14 protein-coding genes and 1 pseudogene are annotated in these 15,430 nt (G+C 68.9%); 4 read left to right on the forward strand and 11 right to left on the reverse strand.

Annotation, left to right across the window (positions count from 1 at the left end; all coding sequences use genetic code 11):
- Nucleotides 1-25 precede the first annotated feature (25 nt).
- The 7 genes from LCL61_RS36015 to LCL61_RS36045 form a co-directional block, all read right to left on the reverse strand.
- Nucleotides 26-1,180 (reverse strand): acyl-CoA dehydrogenase family protein, encoded by a 1,155-nt coding sequence (locus LCL61_RS36015; protein WP_340683876.1) that lies wholly within the window; start codon nucleotides 1,178-1,180, stop codon nucleotides 26-28.
- Nucleotides 1,177-3,162 carry a biotin carboxylase N-terminal domain-containing protein gene (locus LCL61_RS36020; protein WP_340683877.1) on the reverse strand — a complete coding sequence of 662 codons (1,986 nt, stop codon included), beginning with the start codon at nucleotides 3,160-3,162 and terminating at the stop codon, nucleotides 1,177-1,179. The genes LCL61_RS36015 and LCL61_RS36020 overlap by 4 nt, the downstream gene beginning before the upstream one ends.
- 2 nt (nucleotides 3,163-3,164) lie before the next feature.
- The gene (locus LCL61_RS36025) at nucleotides 3,165-4,778 is read right to left on the reverse strand and encodes a carboxyl transferase domain-containing protein (protein ID WP_340683878.1); all 1,614 of its coding nucleotides are present in this window, start codon (nucleotides 4,776-4,778) and stop codon (nucleotides 3,165-3,167) included.
- A 170-nt stretch (nucleotides 4,779-4,948) separates the two neighbouring features.
- Nucleotides 4,949-5,296 (reverse strand): RNA polymerase-binding protein RbpA, encoded by a 348-nt coding sequence (locus LCL61_RS36030; protein WP_005151365.1) that lies wholly within the window; start codon nucleotides 5,294-5,296, stop codon nucleotides 4,949-4,951.
- A 467-nt stretch (nucleotides 5,297-5,763) separates the two neighbouring features.
- On the reverse strand, nucleotides 5,764-6,858 hold the full coding sequence (metX, locus tag LCL61_RS36035) for a homoserine O-acetyltransferase MetX (RefSeq protein WP_340683879.1): 1,095 nt from the start codon (nucleotides 6,856-6,858) through the stop codon (nucleotides 5,764-5,766).
- Nucleotides 6,855-8,156: a bifunctional o-acetylhomoserine/o-acetylserine sulfhydrylase gene (locus LCL61_RS36040; RefSeq protein WP_340683880.1), complete on the reverse strand. Its 1,302-nt coding sequence runs from the start codon at nucleotides 8,154-8,156 to the stop codon at nucleotides 6,855-6,857. The genes metX and LCL61_RS36040 overlap by 4 nt, the downstream gene beginning before the upstream one ends.
- 78 nt (nucleotides 8,157-8,234) lie before the next feature.
- Nucleotides 8,235-8,633 carry a VOC family protein gene (locus LCL61_RS36045; RefSeq protein WP_340683881.1) on the reverse strand — a complete coding sequence of 133 codons (399 nt, stop codon included), beginning with the start codon at nucleotides 8,631-8,633 and terminating at the stop codon, nucleotides 8,235-8,237.
- Nucleotides 8,634-8,689: 56 nt separating this feature from the next.
- Between LCL61_RS36045 and LCL61_RS36050 the strand changes: the two genes are divergently transcribed.
- The 3 genes from LCL61_RS36050 to LCL61_RS36060 are packed head-to-tail and all read left to right on the forward strand — an operon-like array spanning nucleotide 8,690 to nucleotide 11,064.
- Entirely contained in the window at nucleotides 8,690-9,040 is a 351-nt protein-coding gene (locus tag LCL61_RS36050) for a PadR family transcriptional regulator (protein ID WP_340683882.1), read from the forward strand.
- Nucleotides 9,037-9,474, forward strand: coding sequence for a VOC family protein (locus tag LCL61_RS36055; RefSeq protein ID WP_340683883.1), 438 nt, complete (start codon nucleotides 9,037-9,039; stop codon nucleotides 9,472-9,474). The genes LCL61_RS36050 and LCL61_RS36055 overlap by 4 nt, the downstream gene beginning before the upstream one ends.
- A 36-nt stretch (nucleotides 9,475-9,510) precedes the next feature.
- The gene (locus tag LCL61_RS36060) at nucleotides 9,511-11,064 is read left to right on the forward strand and encodes a helix-turn-helix domain-containing protein (RefSeq protein WP_340683884.1); all 1,554 of its coding nucleotides are present in this window, start codon (nucleotides 9,511-9,513) and stop codon (nucleotides 11,062-11,064) included.
- A 137-nt stretch (nucleotides 11,065-11,201) separates the two neighbouring features.
- Here the strand turns inward: LCL61_RS36060 and LCL61_RS36065 are convergent, their stop codons facing one another.
- From LCL61_RS36065 to LCL61_RS36075, 3 genes are all read right to left on the reverse strand, one after another.
- Nucleotides 11,202-11,429, reverse strand: coding sequence for a hypothetical protein (locus tag LCL61_RS36065; RefSeq protein ID WP_034309241.1), 228 nt, complete (start codon nucleotides 11,427-11,429; stop codon nucleotides 11,202-11,204).
- A 116-nt stretch (nucleotides 11,430-11,545) separates the two neighbouring features.
- Nucleotides 11,546-11,965 (reverse strand): pyridoxamine 5'-phosphate oxidase family protein, encoded by a 420-nt coding sequence (locus tag LCL61_RS36070; RefSeq protein WP_340683885.1) that lies wholly within the window; start codon nucleotides 11,963-11,965, stop codon nucleotides 11,546-11,548.
- Complete coding sequence (locus LCL61_RS36075; RefSeq protein WP_340683886.1) at nucleotides 11,965-12,906, reverse strand: zinc-binding dehydrogenase; 942 nt, start codon at nucleotides 12,904-12,906, stop codon at nucleotides 11,965-11,967. Before LCL61_RS36075 ends, LCL61_RS36070 begins: the two co-directional genes overlap by 1 nt.
- Before the next feature lie 166 nt (nucleotides 12,907-13,072).
- Between LCL61_RS36075 and ald the strand changes: the two genes are divergently transcribed.
- Complete coding sequence (ald, locus tag LCL61_RS36080) at nucleotides 13,073-14,188, forward strand: alanine dehydrogenase (protein WP_340683887.1); 1,116 nt, start codon at nucleotides 13,073-13,075, stop codon at nucleotides 14,186-14,188.
- A 389-nt stretch (nucleotides 14,189-14,577) separates the two neighbouring features.
- Here the strand turns inward: ald and LCL61_RS36085 are convergent.
- Nucleotides 14,578-15,096: pseudogene (locus LCL61_RS36085) on the reverse strand (integrase core domain-containing protein); the annotation flags it as partial.
- Nucleotides 15,097-15,430: the final 334 nt, after the last annotated feature.

The following is a 15,430-nucleotide window of genomic DNA, read 5'->3' on the forward strand; positions in this document are numbered from 1 at the left end:
ATAGTTATCGTCATGGTCAGGGCCGTCAGGCGACGCCGAGGTGCCGCGCGATCAGCATCCGCTGCACCTCCGAGGTCCCTTCACCGATCTCGAGGATCTTCGCGTCCCGGTAGAAACGGCTCACCGGAAACTCGTTCATGAAGCCGTACCCGCCGAAGATCTGCGTCGCGTCCCGCGAGTTGTCCATGGCGGCGTTCGACGCGACGAGCTTCGCGATCGACGCCTCCTTCTTGAACGGCTCGCCGCGCAGCATCTTCGACGCCGCCGCGTAGTACGCCAGCCGTGCGGTGTGCGTGCGCACCTCCATGTCGGCGATCTTGAACTGGATAGCCTGGTACTCACCGATCTTGTGCCCGAACGCCTCGCGTTCCTTGACGTAGGTCAGGCATTCGTCGACGCAGCCCTGCGCCAGCCCGACGCTCAGCGCGGCGATCGCGACCCGGCCTTCGTCCAAAATAGACAGGAACTGGGCGTAACCGCGGCCGCGTTCGCCGACCAGGTTCTCGGCCGGAACGCGGACGTCGTCGAACGAGAGCTCGTGCGTGTCCGAGCAGTTCCAGCCGACCTTGGAGTACTTCGGCGCGACGGCGAAACCCGGGGTGCCGGACGGGACGATGATCGCCGAGATCTCCTTGCGCCCGTTCTCCTTCACGTCGGTGACGGCGGTGACCGTGACCAGTTTCGTGATGTCGGTGCCGGAGTTGGTGATGAACGACTTGCTGCCGTTGATCACCCAGGTGTCGCCGTCGAGTTTCGCGCGCGTGCGGGTGGCACCGGCGTCCGAGCCGCCGCCGGGCTCGGTGAGCCCGAAGGCGCCGAGCGCGGTCCCGGCGCACAGCTCCGGAAGCCACTTCTGTTTCTGCTCCTCGGTGCCGAACCGGTAGATCGGCATGGCGCCCAGGGAAACACCCGCCTCGACGGTGATCGCGACCGAGGAATCGACGCGCGCCAACTCCTCCAGGGTCAGGCAGAGCGCGAAGTAGTCGCCGCCCATGCCGCCGTATTCCTCGGGGAAGGGCAGGCCGAACAGGCCCATCTCGGCCATCTTCGCGACGATCTCGTACGGGAACTCCTCCCGCTCGTAGAGGTCGCCGATGACCGGGGCGACCTCGGAGCGCGCGAATTCCTCGACCGTCTTGCGCAGCGCCTCGTACTCGTCATCCAGCCGAAAGTCGATCATCGCTCATCCTTTTGGGGTGTCACCACGGCTACCGTCTCGTCCAGCGCGACCTGTTGGCCGGCCCGGACGGGGAGTTCGCTGACCACGCCGTCGATCGGCGCGGTGATCGTGTGCTCCATCTTCATCGCCTCGACGACCACGAGCGGCGTCCCGGCACTCACGACGTCACCGGCGGCGGCCTTGACCACCAGCACGGTTCCGGGCATCGGGCTGGTGACCGGTCCGGCGCCGCCCGCGGCACCCGCCGCCGAGCGCAGCCTCTCGCGCTCGCCGATCGCGAAGCTGTGACCGGCACGCGCGAGCCACACCGTCCGCCCGCTCCCGGCCGCGCGCCGATAGCGGTGGAAACCGGTGGGATGCCGGACTTCCAGCAGATCACCCTCGCGTCGCGCGGAAACCCGGACCGGCTCGGCGCCGTCGACGCTCACGAGCGCGTTCGCCGGAGTGCCCTGCACCCGCACGACGACTTCGGAACTTCCCGACTTCAACGCGAAGTCGATCCCGCCGGACCCGCCGAGCCGCCAGCCGTCCGGCACGTCCCACGGATCGATGACGGCTCCCTGCGGTTGCAGGGAAAGCAGCCTGTCGAGCGCCGCCGCCACGAAGAACTCCGGCGGCACCACCTCGGAGACCAAAGTGGCCAGTCGCCGGTCGACGAGGCCGGTGTCGAGCTTGCCGTCGCGGACGTCGCCGTCGGCGAGGAGCCCGCGCAGGAAGGCGACGTTGGTGCCGACGCCGAGCAGCGCGGTGTCCGCGAGCGCGAGATCGAGCCGGTGCAACGCGGCCGCGCGGTCCGGCCCCCAGGCGATGACCTTGGCCAGCATCGGATCGTAGTTCGAACCGATGACCGCGCCTTCGCTCATCCACGAGTCGACGCGCACGCCCTCGCCGGACGGCTCGTGGACCGCGAGCACGGTTCCCCCAGTCGGAATGAAGCCGCGAGCGGGGTCTTCGGCGTAGACGCGGGCTTCGACGGCGTGGCCGTCCAGCCGGACGTCGTCCTGCGCCACGGTGAGCACGTCCCCCGCGGCGATCTTGACCTGCCACTCCACGAGATCCAGCCCGGTGACCAGCTCGGTCACCGGATGCTCGACCTGGAGGCGGGTGTTCATCTCCATGAAGAAGAACTCGTCGGGCGCGGTGGCCGAAACGATGAACTCGACCGTCCCCGCGCCGACGTAACCCACCGAGCGCGCGGCCTCGACCGCGGACGCGCCCATCTTCGCGCGCGTCGCTTCGTCGAGGAGTACCGACGGCGCCTCTTCGATGATCTTCTGGTGCCGCCGTTGCAGACTGCACTCGCGCTCGCCAAGGTGGATCACGTTGCCGTGGGTGTCGGCGAGCACCTGGATCTCGATATGGCGCGGCGTGGTGACGAACCGCTCCATGAGCAGCGTGTCGTCACCGAAGGAACCCTTGGCCTCACGGCGCGCGGACTCGACCGCCGCGTCCAATTCGGACAGTTCGGTGACCAGCCGCATACCCTTGCCACCACCACCGGCGGACGGCTTGAGCAGCAGCGGGAAGCCGACCTTTTCCGCAGCGGCCGCGAACCCGCCTTCGGGAATGTCCACATCGGACGCACCGGGCACCACCGGGACACCGGCCTTGGACACCGTCGCCTTGGCGCGGATCTTGTCACCCATGGCGTCGATGGCCTCGACCGGCGGGCCGATGAAGACCAGGCCGGCGTCGGCGCAGGCACGCGCGAATTCCGCGTTCTCCGCGAGGAAGCCGTAACCGGGGTGGACCGCCTGCGCCCCCGTGTCGACCGCCGCCTGGACGATCGCCGGGATGGACAGGTAACTCTTCGCCGCTTCGGCCGGGCCGATGCGGACGGCGGTGTGCGCCTCCCGGACGTGCCGGGCGTCGGCGTCCGCGTCGCTGTACACCGCGACCGAACGGATGCCGAGCCCCCGCAGCGAGCGGATCACGCGGACGGCGATCTCGCCGCGGTTGGCGACCAGAACCGTGTCGAACATGCTCACATCCTGAAGACGCCGTAGTTGACATCGGACAAAGGCGCGTTGGCCGTCGCGGACAGCGCGAGGCCGAGCACCGTGCGGGTGTCCGCCGGGTCGATCACACCGTCGTCCCACAGCCGCGCCGTCGAGTAGTACGGGCTGCCCTGCGCCTCGTACTGGTCGCGGATCGGCTCCTTGAAGGCCTCTTCGTCCTCTGTGGACCATTCGCCGCCGCGAGCCTCGATGGCGTCCCGGCGGACCGTCGAAAGCACCGACGCCGCCTGCTCGCCACCCATCACCGAGATCCGCGCGTTCGGCCACATCCACAGGAACCGCGGCGAGTACGCGCGGCCGCACATCGAATAGTTGCCCGCGCCGAACGAGCCGCCGATGACGACGGTCAGCTTCGGCACGCGCGCGCAAGCCACCGCGGTGACCATCTTCGCGCCGTGCTTGGCGATGCCGCCCGCCTCGTAGGCCTTGCCGACCATGAAACCGGTGATGTTCTGGAGGAACAGCAGCGGGATCGAGCGTTTGTCGCACAGTTCGATGAAGTGCGCGCCCTTCATCGCGGACTCGGCGAACAGCACGCCGTTGTTCGCGATGATGCCGACGGGGTGGCCGTGGATCCGGGCGAACCCGGTGACCAGCGTCGAGCCGTACTCCTTCTTGAACTCGCCGAACCGGCTGCCGTCGACGATCCGGGCGATGACCTCGCGGACGTCGTAGGGCACGCGCGGGTCGGTCGGGACGACGCCGTACAACTCGTTCGGGTCGGCGACCGGAGCCTCCGCCGGGAGGACGTCCCAAGGGCGCGGCGTCCGCGGCCCCAAAGTCGACACGATCGAGCGAACGATGCGCAACGCGTCGGCGTCGTCCTCGGCCAGGTGGTCGGTGACGCCGGACTGACGCGAATGGACGTCGCCGCCGCCGAGCTCCTCCGCTGTGACGACCTCGCCTGTCGCGGCCTTCACCAGCGGCGGGCCGCCGAGGAAGATGGTGCCCTGGTTCCGCACGATGACCGCTTCGTCGCTCATGGCCGGGACGTACGCGCCGCCGGCGGTGCAGGACCCGAGCACCGCGGCGATCTGGGGGATGCCGCGCGCCGACATCGTGGCCTGGTTGTAGAAGATCCGGCCGAAGTGCTCACGATCCGGGAAGACCTCGTCCTGCCTGGGCAGGAACGCGCCACCGGAGTCCACCAGGTAGACGCACGGCAGGTTGTTGTGCAGCGCGACCTCTTGCGCACGCAGGTGCTTCTTGACGGTCATCGGGTAGTAGGTGCCGCCCTTGACCGTCGCGTCGTTGGCGACGATCACGCATTCGCGGCCGGAGACCCGCCCGATTCCGGTGATGATCCCGGCCGAGGGCGCCTCGTCGTCGTACAGTCCGGTGGCGGCCAGCGGGGACAACTCCAGGAACGGCGAACCCGGGTCGAGGAGGGTGTCGACCCGGTCGCGTGGCAGGAGCTTGCCCCGCTCGACGTGGCGGGTGCGGGATTTCTCCGGGCCCCCGAGCCGGGCCGCGGCGAGCCGCTTGCGCAGGTCCTCGACCAGCTCGGCGTGGGAGGTGACGCTGCGGGCGTACTCGTCGCTGCCCGGATCGGCAGAAGTGCTCAGTACGGGTGTGTCCATGGCTCCTCGTCGCCAAGTTAGCCGTCGTTAACTCGCTCGCCCAGGTTAACGCCCACTAACCCGCTCTGTCCACCGCATCCCTCGAAGCGCGTGAAGGCCCCCTTCCCTCGGCTGAGCCGAGCGAAGGGGCTTCGCCGATTCGTGGTGGGGCTAGCTACTTGTGCCGTGCGTCAGGCGGACCGGGTGGTCCTGCGTCCCTTCAGCTCGGCGAGACGTTCGTTGAGCAGATCTTCGAGCTCCGGGATCGAACGACGCTCCAGGAGCATGTCCCAGTGCGTCCTCGGGGGCTTGACCTTCTTCTGCTCCGGCTGCCCGCCGTCCACGATCTCGGACTCGCTGCCGTGCAGCCTGCACTCCCACACCGAGGGGATCTCGGCGTCGTCGGAGAAGGGCACCTCGAACTCGTGGTTCTTGGGGCAGGCGTAGCGCACGGTGCGCCGAGGCGCGAGGTCGTGGTTGCGGTCGGTCTCGTAGCTGACCGCTCCCAGCCGGCTTCCACGGAGAACACGGTCGGCCATGATGGGGGTCCTTTCAGTCAGCTCCGGGTGGAGCCAGGGTGATGCTCACCCTATGCAACGACAATGAGGGCCAGAGGATTCCCTGGACAGCATGTCCTTGCTNCCACAAGGGACACAGGTCAGGGAAAGTGTCCGTTCTGAGTACTTTGCACTGAGGTCGTGAGTGGCAATGAGCGTTCTAACCCTCATTACCACTCACGACCCCCGTCGAAAACCGGGCATTTAGCCATTATCAAGACATTTCACCGCTGGCGTCGTCCTTTGTGGACAGTCAAGGAGCGGCCTGTTCTCGTGGCCAGCCGGGACCGCGCCACGAAGGCCTGTCCACCGATTCGGGAGCCGGTCAGGTTTCCAATGTCGCATTTGAGGACGCTCAGTGTCTCCGATGCGACATTGGGGACACCGAGCACCGGCGGCAGGGCAAGCGATCCGGCGGGAACCCGGTGCGCATCGGCAGGCACCGCGGCCTAATCGAGCAGCAGCTTCACCAGCCGCGCGATCTGCTCGGTCTCGATCAGGAACGAGTCGTGCCCGTACGGCGAGCCGATGACGGCGAACTCCGCCCCGTCGATCCCGTCTGCGATGGCCTGCGACTGGTACAGCGGGTAAAGCCGGTCACTGTCCACCCCGGCCGCGACCGTGCGCGCGGTGATCCGGCCGAGCGCGTTCGCGACCCCGCCCCGCCCACGGCCGACGTCGTGCGTGTTCATCGATTCGGTGAGCACCACGTAGCTGCCGGCGTCGAATCGGCGGGAAAGCTTCCCGGCATGATGGTCCAAATAGGACTCGACGGCGAACCGCCCGCCGCGCAAGGGATCTTCACCGTCTTGGTAACGCCGGCCGAAGCGTTGCGCCAGTTCGGCTTCGCTGCGATAGGTCGCGTGCGCGATACGGCGCGCGATACCGAGGCCGGCGTCCGGGCCGCCGCCGGGGACGTCGTAGTAGTCGCCGCCGTGCCAGCCCGGATCCGCGCGGATGGCGTGCAGTTGCGGCGCGGCCCAGGCGATCTGGTCCGCCGACGCCTGCGCCGTCGACGCGAGCACGAGCAGCGCCGCGACCCGATCCGGCTCGCTCACCGCCCATTCCAGCGCGCGCATGCCACCCATGGACCCGCCGATCACCGCGGCCCACCGGCCGATGCCCAGCGCGTCGGCGAGGACGGTCTCGGTGGACACCTGATCCCGCACGGTCACCACGGGAAATCTGCTGCCCCAAGGGTTTCCGTCCGGATGCCGCGAAGACGGGCCGGTCGAGCCCTGGCAGCCACCGAGTACGTTCGGGACCACCACGAAGAAAGCGTCGGTGTCGATCGCCTTGCCCGGCCCGATCAGGCCGTCCCACCAGCCGGGGCTGACGTGGCCTTCCTCCGCGGGGCCGACGGCGTGGCTGTCCCCGGTCAGCGCGTGCTCGACGAGGATCGCGTTGGAGGCGCTGGAGTTCAGCGTTCCCCAGGTCTCGTAGGCGAGGGTGAAAGGCAGCGTCCCGCCGGTTTCGAGCGCCCGGACGCCGCTGACGAACCGGCGACGTCCAGGCGGCTCTCCCTCTCGCCACGCACCGGTCACAGAGCGGCCTTGGCCGCCCGGAATCCGGCCTCGAGATCGGCCTTGAGGTCCTCGATCCCTTCCAGCCCGACGGCGAGCCGAACGAGACCCGGCGTGACCCCGCTGGAGGCCTGCTCCTCGGGCGTGAGCTGGCTGTGCGTGGTCGAGGCCGGGTGCACGATCAGGCTGCGCACGTCACCGATGTTGACCAGCTGGCTGTGCAGTTCCGTACCGTCCACAAAGGCCCGTCCGGCGTCGACACCGCCGCGCAGATCGAACGACAGCACCGCGCCGGCACCCTTCGGCAAGTACTTCTTCGCCGCCTCGTGGTGCGGGCTCGACGGCAGCCCGGCGTAGTACACCTTTTCGACCTCGTCGCGCTGCTCCAGCCATTCGGCCAGTGCCTGCGCGTTGGCCACGTGCCGCTCCAGACGCAGCGAAAGTGTCTCGATTCCTTGCAGGATCAGGAAACTGTTCAACGGTGCGATCGCGGCGCCGGTGTCGCGCAGGATCTGGACCCGAGCTTTGGCGGCGTACGCGCCCGGGCCGAGGGCCTCCCAGTACTTGAGGCCGTGGTAGCTCGGGTCGGCTTCGTTGAATCCGGGGAACCGCGCCGGATCCTCGCCGAAGTCGAAGGTGCCGCCGTCGACCAGCACACCGGCGACCGTGGTGCCGTGCCCGCCGAGGTACTTGGTCGCCGAGTGGACCACGATGTCGGCGCCGTGCTCGATCGGGCGCACGAGGTACGGGGTCGGCACGGTGTTGTCGACGACCAGCGGGACACCGGATTCGTGCGCGGCGTCGGCGACCGCGCGGATGTCGAGCACGTTGCTGCCCGGATTGGCCAGCGTCTCGGCGAAGAACAGCTTGGTGTTGGGCCGGACGGCGGCCTTCCACTGCTCGATGTCGTCCTGATCCTCGACGAACGAGACCTCGATGCCGAGCTTCGGGAGCGTGTAGTGGAAGAGGTTGTAGGTGCCGCCGTAGAGGGAGGGACTGGAGACGAAGTGGTCGCCCGCGTTCGCGAGGTTGAGGATGGCCGCCGTCGTCGCCGCGCTCCCGGAGGCGAACGCCAGCGCCGCGACACCGCCTTCGAGCGCCGCGAGCCGCTGCTCCAGCACGTCCTGCGTGGGGTTGTTGATCCGCGTGTAGATGTTGCCGGGCTCGGCGAGACTGAAGAGGTCGGCGCCGTGCTGGCTGTCGCGGAACACGTACGAGGTGGTCTGGTAGATCGGGGTCGCCCGCGCGCCGGTGGCGGTGTCCGGCGCCGCACCCGCGTGGATCTGCTTGGTCTCGAACGACCATCCGTCCGCGCTCATCGCGATTCTCCTAGCGGTTCAGGGGTTTCGGCTGTTGTCACCGAAGCTAGCTCCGCCGAACGGAGCACCCAACCGCTCTCAAGAGGTGGGATTCTTTTCCTGAAGAGCGAACCTGTTGCCCTCCGAATCGGTGAACATCGCCCACCAGCCCCACGGCTGTTTCTCCGGCCGGGCCGAGAACTCGACGCCTTTCGCCGAAAGCTCCTCATACGTCTTTTCGATGTCGTCGGCGTAGAAGAAGAAGTTGCCCGTCGGGAGTTCGTCCCGCACTTCGAAGCGCTTGAGGTCCTCCGGCGCGGTACTCAAAACGAGCGACGTCACCCCATCGGCTGAAGTGATCTCGCCCCACCGGTTCCCTTTGTCGTCGTACGGCACGTCGGTGGTGATCTCGAACCCGACGACCTCGGACCAGAACCTCTTCGCCCGATCCTGATCCCGCACCCCGACCACGATCTTGTGCACACCTTGAATCGCCACGCCGGCTCCTTTGTATCCATGGTGGATATAACGAGATCGGAGTGTATGCTTCGCGGATGGCCGACGGCAACCCGCAGCTCACCCCAGCGGCGTTCCAGACCCTGCTGGCGCTCGCGAAAGGTCGCGCGCACGGCTACGCGATCATGGGTTTCGTCGACGAGGTGAGCGGAGGTACCGCCCAGCTCGGCCCCGGCACGCTGTACCGGACGCTCGCCCGGCTCGTCGCCGACGGCCTGGTCGAAGAGGCCTCGGACACGAGCGAGGACCAGCCGCACGACTCGCGCCGCCGCTACTACCGGCTGACCCCCGCCGGCCGGGACGTCGCCGCCCGCGAGGCGGAGTTCCTGAGCAGGCTCGTCGCGGTGGCCGGGCAGGCCGGGCTGCTGAAACGGGCGGAGTCGGCGTGAGCCGGGCGCTCGGTTTGGTGCCGCATCTGTTCGTCAAGGACGTCGACGCGTCACTTTCCTTCTACACCAAGGCGTTCGGCGCCGTGGAACTGTTCCGCAACGTGCTGCCGAACGGCGTCGTGCTGTTCGTGGAAGTCGCCGTCGGCGACGCGCGGCTGCTGGTGAGCCAGGAGATCCCGCGGCTCGACGCGCTCGCGCCCGCCACCCTCGGCGGCACCCCGATGCTGCTCGTCCTGGAGACCGAGGATCCCGACGACCTCGCGCGGCGCGCGGTGTTCGCGGGCGCCCGGGTGGAGGCGCCGGTCGAGGAGATGTTCTTCGGCGAGCGCTACGGCCGCATCGTCGGCCCCGACGGCCACCGCTGGGCGCTGACGACCAAACGGGAGCGGTTCACGCCGGAGGACATCGACGCGCGGACGCCACGCGAGGTCTGACGTGTGCGGCGGTCCCACCTGCTGGACAATCGCCCCATGGTTTCCGTGCGGAGCGTGGTCGATCGGGTCGGTCCGACGCTGTTGCACGCCCTCCAGGTCCCCGAGGAGTCCCCGGCCGTCGGCGACGTCGTCATCGCCGAACCCGGCAACACCCTCGCCGCGGGGGATCTCGTCCTCGGTGTCGCGATCACCGAAACGCCGGACGCCGCGGAGCTCGTCCGGCTCAGCGCGGCCAAAGGCGCCGCCGCCGTCCTGCTGAAACCGCCGCTCGCGGCGAAACCCTCGGTGAAACGAGCGGCGAAATCGGCGGACATCGCGTTGATCGAGGTGCGTTCGGCGACGTCGTGGGCCCAGCTCGTCTGGCTGCTCAGGACGGTCCTCGACGCGCTGGCCGACGAGTCGGACGCGCTGGAGGACGGCGGCGGCCCCGGTTCCGGCGACCTGTTCCGGCTCGCGGACGCCGTCGCTTCGGTGGTCGACGCGCCCGTGACCATCGAGGACACCAACTCGCGGGTGCTCGCCTACTCGGCCCGGCAGGACCTGACCGACTCGGCGCGCGTGTCCACGATCATGGGCCGCCGCATCCCCGACGACGTGCTCGCGCGGTTCCGTTCGCGAGGGGTGTTCCGCGAGCTTTCCCGCGGGCGGCAGACGATCTTCGTGCCCGCGCAGCGCGACGGCACCCTGCCCCGGCTCATCGTGCCGATCCGGATGGGCGGTGAGCTGCTGGGGTCGATGTGGGCGGTCGTCGCGGGCCCGGTCTCCGACGAACGCGCGGCCGCGTTCGCCGACGCGGCGCCCGTCGTCGCGCTGCACCTGCTGCGCCGCCGCGCGCACACCGATTCGCAACGCCGGGTCTCGGCCGAGCTCCTGCGTGCCGTATTGGAAGGGAAGGCCAGCCCGCGCAAGGCGATCGCGGAACTCGACCTCTCCGAGGAGCCGCACCGCGTGGTGGTCATCGAGGTCTCCGGCGGCGACGGCCGCGACGACGAGGGCCTGCGGCTCGCCCTCCTCGAACGGATCTCGCAGGGTGTCGGCAGGCGGCCGGTGGCCACCGAACTCGGCGGCGTGCTCTACGCGGTCGTCCCCGACGGCGACGGCTGGAACGAACTCCGGGCCGCGCTCGAAGCCCTGCCGTCGTCGAGGAAGGGCGGGACACCGCGGGCGGCCGCCGGGTCGGCCTGCGAAATCGGCGAGCTCGCGACGTCACGGCTTCAGGCCGACGAGGCACTGGGGCTGCTTCGCGCGAAGCTCGTGCCCGGCCGCGTCGTGGCCTTCGACGAGGCGTGGACCGCCCTTTCGCTGCACCGCGGGGCGACGGCGGCGAGTACCGCGAGGGTCGCCGAACTCGGCCCGCTCGGCTTGCTGCGCGCGCACGACGAAGCCCACGAGAGCGGCTACGTCGACACGCTCTATCAATGGTTGCGGCATCCCGGGGACCCCCGCGCGGCCGCGAAGGAACTCCGGATCCATCCCAACACCCTGCGGTACCGGATGCGGCGGCTGCTCGACCTCGTCCCGCTGGACCTCGACGATCCCGATGTCCGGCTGGCACTGATCACGCAACTCGTTTCCCTGCGATGGAGCTGATTCCACTACAAAATGCTCGACAACGAACAGTTTGTAGTTCGACAAAACCTTGTCCAGACGTCAGGAAAGGGTCTTTCAGGACGTGCGGCGCTGATTCAAAGCGCGTCTTGAAAGACCCTTTCCTGACATTCGACGGTTCAGTGCGCGCTGGCGCGATAACCGTCCTCAATGGTCTGCCGCACCGCGGCGAGCAGATCGGCACCGGGGTAAAGCGGCAAAAGAACACCGGGGCCGCCGTCGACCCGCAGCGCGGCTTCGTAGCCGTTCCCCGGGGTTTCGACCAGGCCTACGATGACATCTGCCGGATTGCCTTCGGTGTCGACGGTGCGGACGCGCCGCTCCCGTCGCCAGTCCTGATTTGTCATGCGGAACAGAATGGCAGCTTACCGGCCAGTAAGATCAACATCTTGACTCGATCGTGCTGCATTTACCGTTTCGCAGGTTGCACGGCCGCGCCCACCCCAGCGAACGCGGCCGTGCGTCATACCCGATAACCGAGATCTTCGGCGACGAATCGCTTCGGCACCATCCGGACCCAGACGGTCCCTTTCACCTCGGGATCATCGTGCAGGTAAGAACGAAAACGCGCATCCCATTTGTGTTCGTCCCGACCGAGGTACCGGCTCAGCAGCCGACGTCCACGAGGGACGTCGAAGGGCAGCACCTCCGCTTCACCGCGCGCGAGCACTTGCCGCACCAGGCCGGTGCCGACGTCGCACACGTCGACCGTCACCGCGATCGACGGCGACTCGCGGACGAGGCCGGCCAGCCGCGCCCACGGTCCGGTGAGGATCCAGAAGGCCCGCTTCTCCCAGAGGTACCAGGTCGGGCGCACGGTCGGGCCCGCGGTGGCGACCCTGGCCGTGAGCGGACCGGCGAGGAATTCGTCGACGTCGAACATCAGACCTCGAGCAACGTCTTGCCGATCGCGCCACGCGTCTGCATGACCGCGTGCGCGTCGGCCGCCCGTTCGAGCGGGAATCGTTGACCGATCACGGGTTCCAGCCGTCCGGCGGCGGCTTCGGCGAGTGCCGACTCGGTGAACGCCCGCATCTCGGCCAGTCCGCCGAGGCCTCGGATCACCGTGACCCCGCGCGCGGCGGCGTCCTCTTCGGATACCTCCGTCCACGAACCACTCGACAGTCCGTAGATCAGCAGCCGGCCGCCGGGCCTGAGCAACCCGAACGACTTCTGCCCGATCTCGCCGCCGACCCCGTCGAACACGACGTCGACCTCGCCGGCCTTCGCCGCCCAGTCCGGCTCGCGGTAGTCGACCGCCACGTCCGCGCCGTGCTCCCGGACGTGCGCGGTCTTCGCCGCGCCACCCGCCGCGCCGACGACCTCGGCACCGGCCGCCTTGGCGAGCTGGACGACCAGCCCGCCGACACCGCCCGCCGCTGCTTCCACCAGCACGCGCTCGCCGGGCCGGATACGCGCGGCGGTCACCAGCGCGGTCGCCGTGCGGCCGTCGGCGAGGATCGCCACCGCGGCGTCGAGGGCCAAGCCGTCCGGCACCTCGAAGACACCGTCGGCGGCGACCGCGACCCGTTCCGCGTACGCCCCGGAACCGCCTGTCGAGGTCACGACGCGTTTGCCGACCAGGCCGAGGTCGACCCCTTCCCCGACCGCGCTGATCACGCCGCCGACGCCGTTGCCGGGGATCATCGGCGGTTCGGCGCGGAACGGCCCGCCTCCGCCGGCGCGGAACTGCGTCTCGACGAACGTGATGTTGGCGAACGCCACCTCGATCAGGACCTGCCCCGCAGCGGGGACCGGATCCGGGGCATCGCCCGCGACGAGCACTTCGGGCCCGCCGAACTCTTTCAACCACACGGCTCTCATGTGACCCAAGGTGCAAGCTCCAGTTGACTGGAGGTCAAGCGATTGTGCTCGCGAAACCATGATCGGTTCTCAACACTGTCGCGGGCAAACGATGACACCGCCGTCCGGGTGGCTCACCGTGAGTGGCAGCACCTTTGTTCGCAGACCCGCCGCCAGGAGGCATTCCGTGCGTATCGCCGTCCCCCGTGAGATCAAGAAGCATGAATACCGGGTGGCGCTCACCCCGGCGGGCGTGCACGAACTGACCGGGCGCGGCCACGACGTCTTCGTCGAGACCGGCGCCGGCCTCGGCTCGTCCATCACCGACGACGAGTACCTCGCCGCGGGCGCGAAGATCCTCGCGACCCCGGAGGAGACCTGGTCCGAGGGCGAGCTCGTGCTCAAGGTCAAGGAGCCGATCGCCGAGGAGTACCCGCGGCTGCGCGCCGGCCAGATGCTCTTCACCTATCTGCACATCGCCGCGGACCGCCCGCTGACCGACGCGCTGCTGGCCGCGGGCACCACCGCGATCGCCTACGAGACGGTGCAGACCCCGAACCGCGCGCTGCCGCTGCTCGCGCCGATGTCCGAGGTGGCCGGACGGCTGGCCCCGCAGGTCGGCGCGTTCTCGCTGATGAAGCCGAGCGGTGGCCGCGGCGTGCTGCCCGGCGGCATCCCCGGCGTGCACCCGGCGCGCGTGGTCGTCATCGGCGGCGGTGTCGCGGGCCTCAACGCGGCGCGGGTCGCGCTCGGTCTCGGCTCCGACGTCGAGATCCTCGACACCAACGTCGACCGGCTCCGTCAGATCGACAACGACTTCGGCGGCCGCATCCGCACGGTGACCTCGAACGCGCTGTCGGTGGAGCAGTCCGTGCTGGAGGCCGACATGGTCATCGGCGCGGTGCTCGTGCCCGGCGCGAAGGCGCCGAAGCTGGTCTCGAACGAACTCGTTTCGCGGATGCGCCCGGGCAGCGTGCTGGTGGACATCGCGATCGACCAGGGCGGTTGCTTCGCCGACTCGCGGCCGACCACGCACGACGAGCCGACCTACAAGGTCCACGAGTCGGTGTTCTACTGCGTCGCGAACATGCCGGGTGCGGTGCCCCGGACGTCGACCTACGGCCTGACCAACGTGACGCTGCCGTACGCCGTGCAGCTGGCGGAGCACGGCTGGCAGAAGGCGCTGCAGGCCGACGCTTCGCTGGCGAAGGGCCTCAACACGCACGCTGGCGCCCTGACCAACGCCCCCGTCGCCGCCGCGCACGGCCTGGCCGCCACCGACCTGGCCGACGTCCTGGCCTGACCCCCCACGCCACACTCCCACGCGAGGGATCTTTGCCGCCCCGGTGCGCAAAGGTCCCTCGCTCCTTTTCGCGCGTGTCCGGACCGTTGGACGGCGATCCCGGTGCTCAGAGGAGCTTTCGTGGTCCTGGGTTTCGAGGCCGGGCCAGGGTGTCCCCAATGCCACATTAGGGACACTCAGCGTCTCCAATGCCACATTGGGGACATCGAACGAGCCACCGGCGCGGCCATCTCCCGAGCCTGAAGTGGCCAGTGACATCCGGGATGCCTAGGCCACGGCCACCAGCTCCGATCCTCACGAGGCCAGTGCGGCGCCCCGCGCCCCAGGCCCCCTCACCAGGCCACGGCGCTCCACGCCGTAGACCCCACCAGGCCAGGGCACCCCACGCCCTAGGTGTACTGACCTGAGAGGTTGGGAACGCGGCTGGCGGGTGGGTGGCCGCCGAGTGCGGTGTGGCCGCGGTGGTGATTGTAGGTGTGCAGCCAGTGCGGTAGTGCCGCGCGTCGCTCGGTTTCGGAGCGGTAGGGGCGGGCGTAGGCCCATTCGTCAAGCAGGGTGCGGTTGAACCGTTCGACTTTGCCATTGGTCTGTGGCCGGTAGGGCCGGGTGCGTTTGTGGCTGATGCCCGCGCTGGTGAGGGTGTCGCGCCAGAGGCGGGACTTGTAGCAGGATCCGTTGTCGGTAAGTACCCGTTGGACGGTGATTCCGTTGGTATTAAAGAAGATCTGAGCGCGCCGCCAGAACGCGACAGCGGTTTCCTTCTTCTCATCGGGCAGGATCTCGGTGTAGGCCAGCCTGGAGTGATCGTCCACGGCGTTGTGCAGGTAGCCGTAACCGATCGGTGCACGGTTGTTGCGGCGTTCGATGGTGGTGGCCCGGGCGTTGCGCCGGCCTTGAGCGCGAACGAGCCAGGCGCAGCCTGCCTACCGGGGTCAAGGGTGCGTTAGCGTGGGTCACGAGGGCCTCCGTTGGCTCGGTGCAGATGTCGCAATCCACACCGAACCCGGAGGCCCTCATTCCAAGATCATCCGACTACGTGTCCCCACGTTCGCAACCTCCCGGGGCAGTACACCTGGGCCGGCCCACCCGCCAACCGCCGCCGACCGCACCGCGGGGGTCCGGGGGGCTCGGCCCCCCGGGTGATACGACGAAGCCCCACCTTCGGGAAGACGCGCCAGCGTCGACCGAAGTGGGGCAAAGGGGCTGAGTGGGGCAAAGGGGCTGAGGGCGGCCCGCTCGACC

The sequence above is a fragment of the Amycolatopsis coloradensis genome (assembly GCF_037997115.1).
GTDB lineage: Bacteria > Actinomycetota > Actinomycetes > Mycobacteriales > Pseudonocardiaceae > Amycolatopsis > Amycolatopsis coloradensis_A.

What these genes read in the sequence shown, in the direction of transcription:
- LCL61_RS36025 (WP_340683878.1), bottom strand. Translation starts at nt 4,778, where the DNA reads ATGGACACACCCGTACTGAGCACTTCTGCCGATCCGGGCAGCGACGAG.
- LCL61_RS36065 (WP_034309241.1), bottom strand. Translation starts at nt 11,429, where the DNA reads ATGACAAATCAGGACTGGCGACGGGAGCGGCGCGTCCGCACCGTCGAC.
- LCL61_RS36015 (WP_340683876.1), bottom strand. Translation starts at nt 1,180, where the DNA reads ATGATCGACTTTCGGCTGGATGACGAGTACGAGGCGCTGCGCAAGACG.
- LCL61_RS36020 (WP_340683877.1), bottom strand. Translation starts at nt 3,162, where the DNA reads ATGTTCGACACGGTTCTGGTCGCCAACCGCGGCGAGATCGCCGTCCGC.
- LCL61_RS36040 (WP_340683880.1), bottom strand. Translation starts at nt 8,156, where the DNA reads ATGAGCGCGGACGGATGGTCGTTCGAGACCAAGCAGATCCACGCGGGT.
- LCL61_RS36060 (WP_340683884.1), top strand. Translation starts at nt 9,511, where the DNA reads ATGGTTTCCGTGCGGAGCGTGGTCGATCGGGTCGGTCCGACGCTGTTG.
- LCL61_RS36070 (WP_340683885.1), bottom strand. Translation starts at nt 11,965, where the DNA reads ATGTTCGACGTCGACGAATTCCTCGCCGGTCCGCTCACGGCCAGGGTC.
- LCL61_RS36050 (WP_340683882.1), top strand. Translation starts at nt 8,690, where the DNA reads ATGGCCGACGGCAACCCGCAGCTCACCCCAGCGGCGTTCCAGACCCTG.
- LCL61_RS36075 (WP_340683886.1), bottom strand. Translation starts at nt 12,906, where the DNA reads ATGAGAGCCGTGTGGTTGAAAGAGTTCGGCGGGCCCGAAGTGCTCGTC.
- LCL61_RS36030 (WP_005151365.1), bottom strand. Translation starts at nt 5,296, where the DNA reads ATGGCCGACCGTGTTCTCCGTGGAAGCCGGCTGGGAGCGGTCAGCTAC.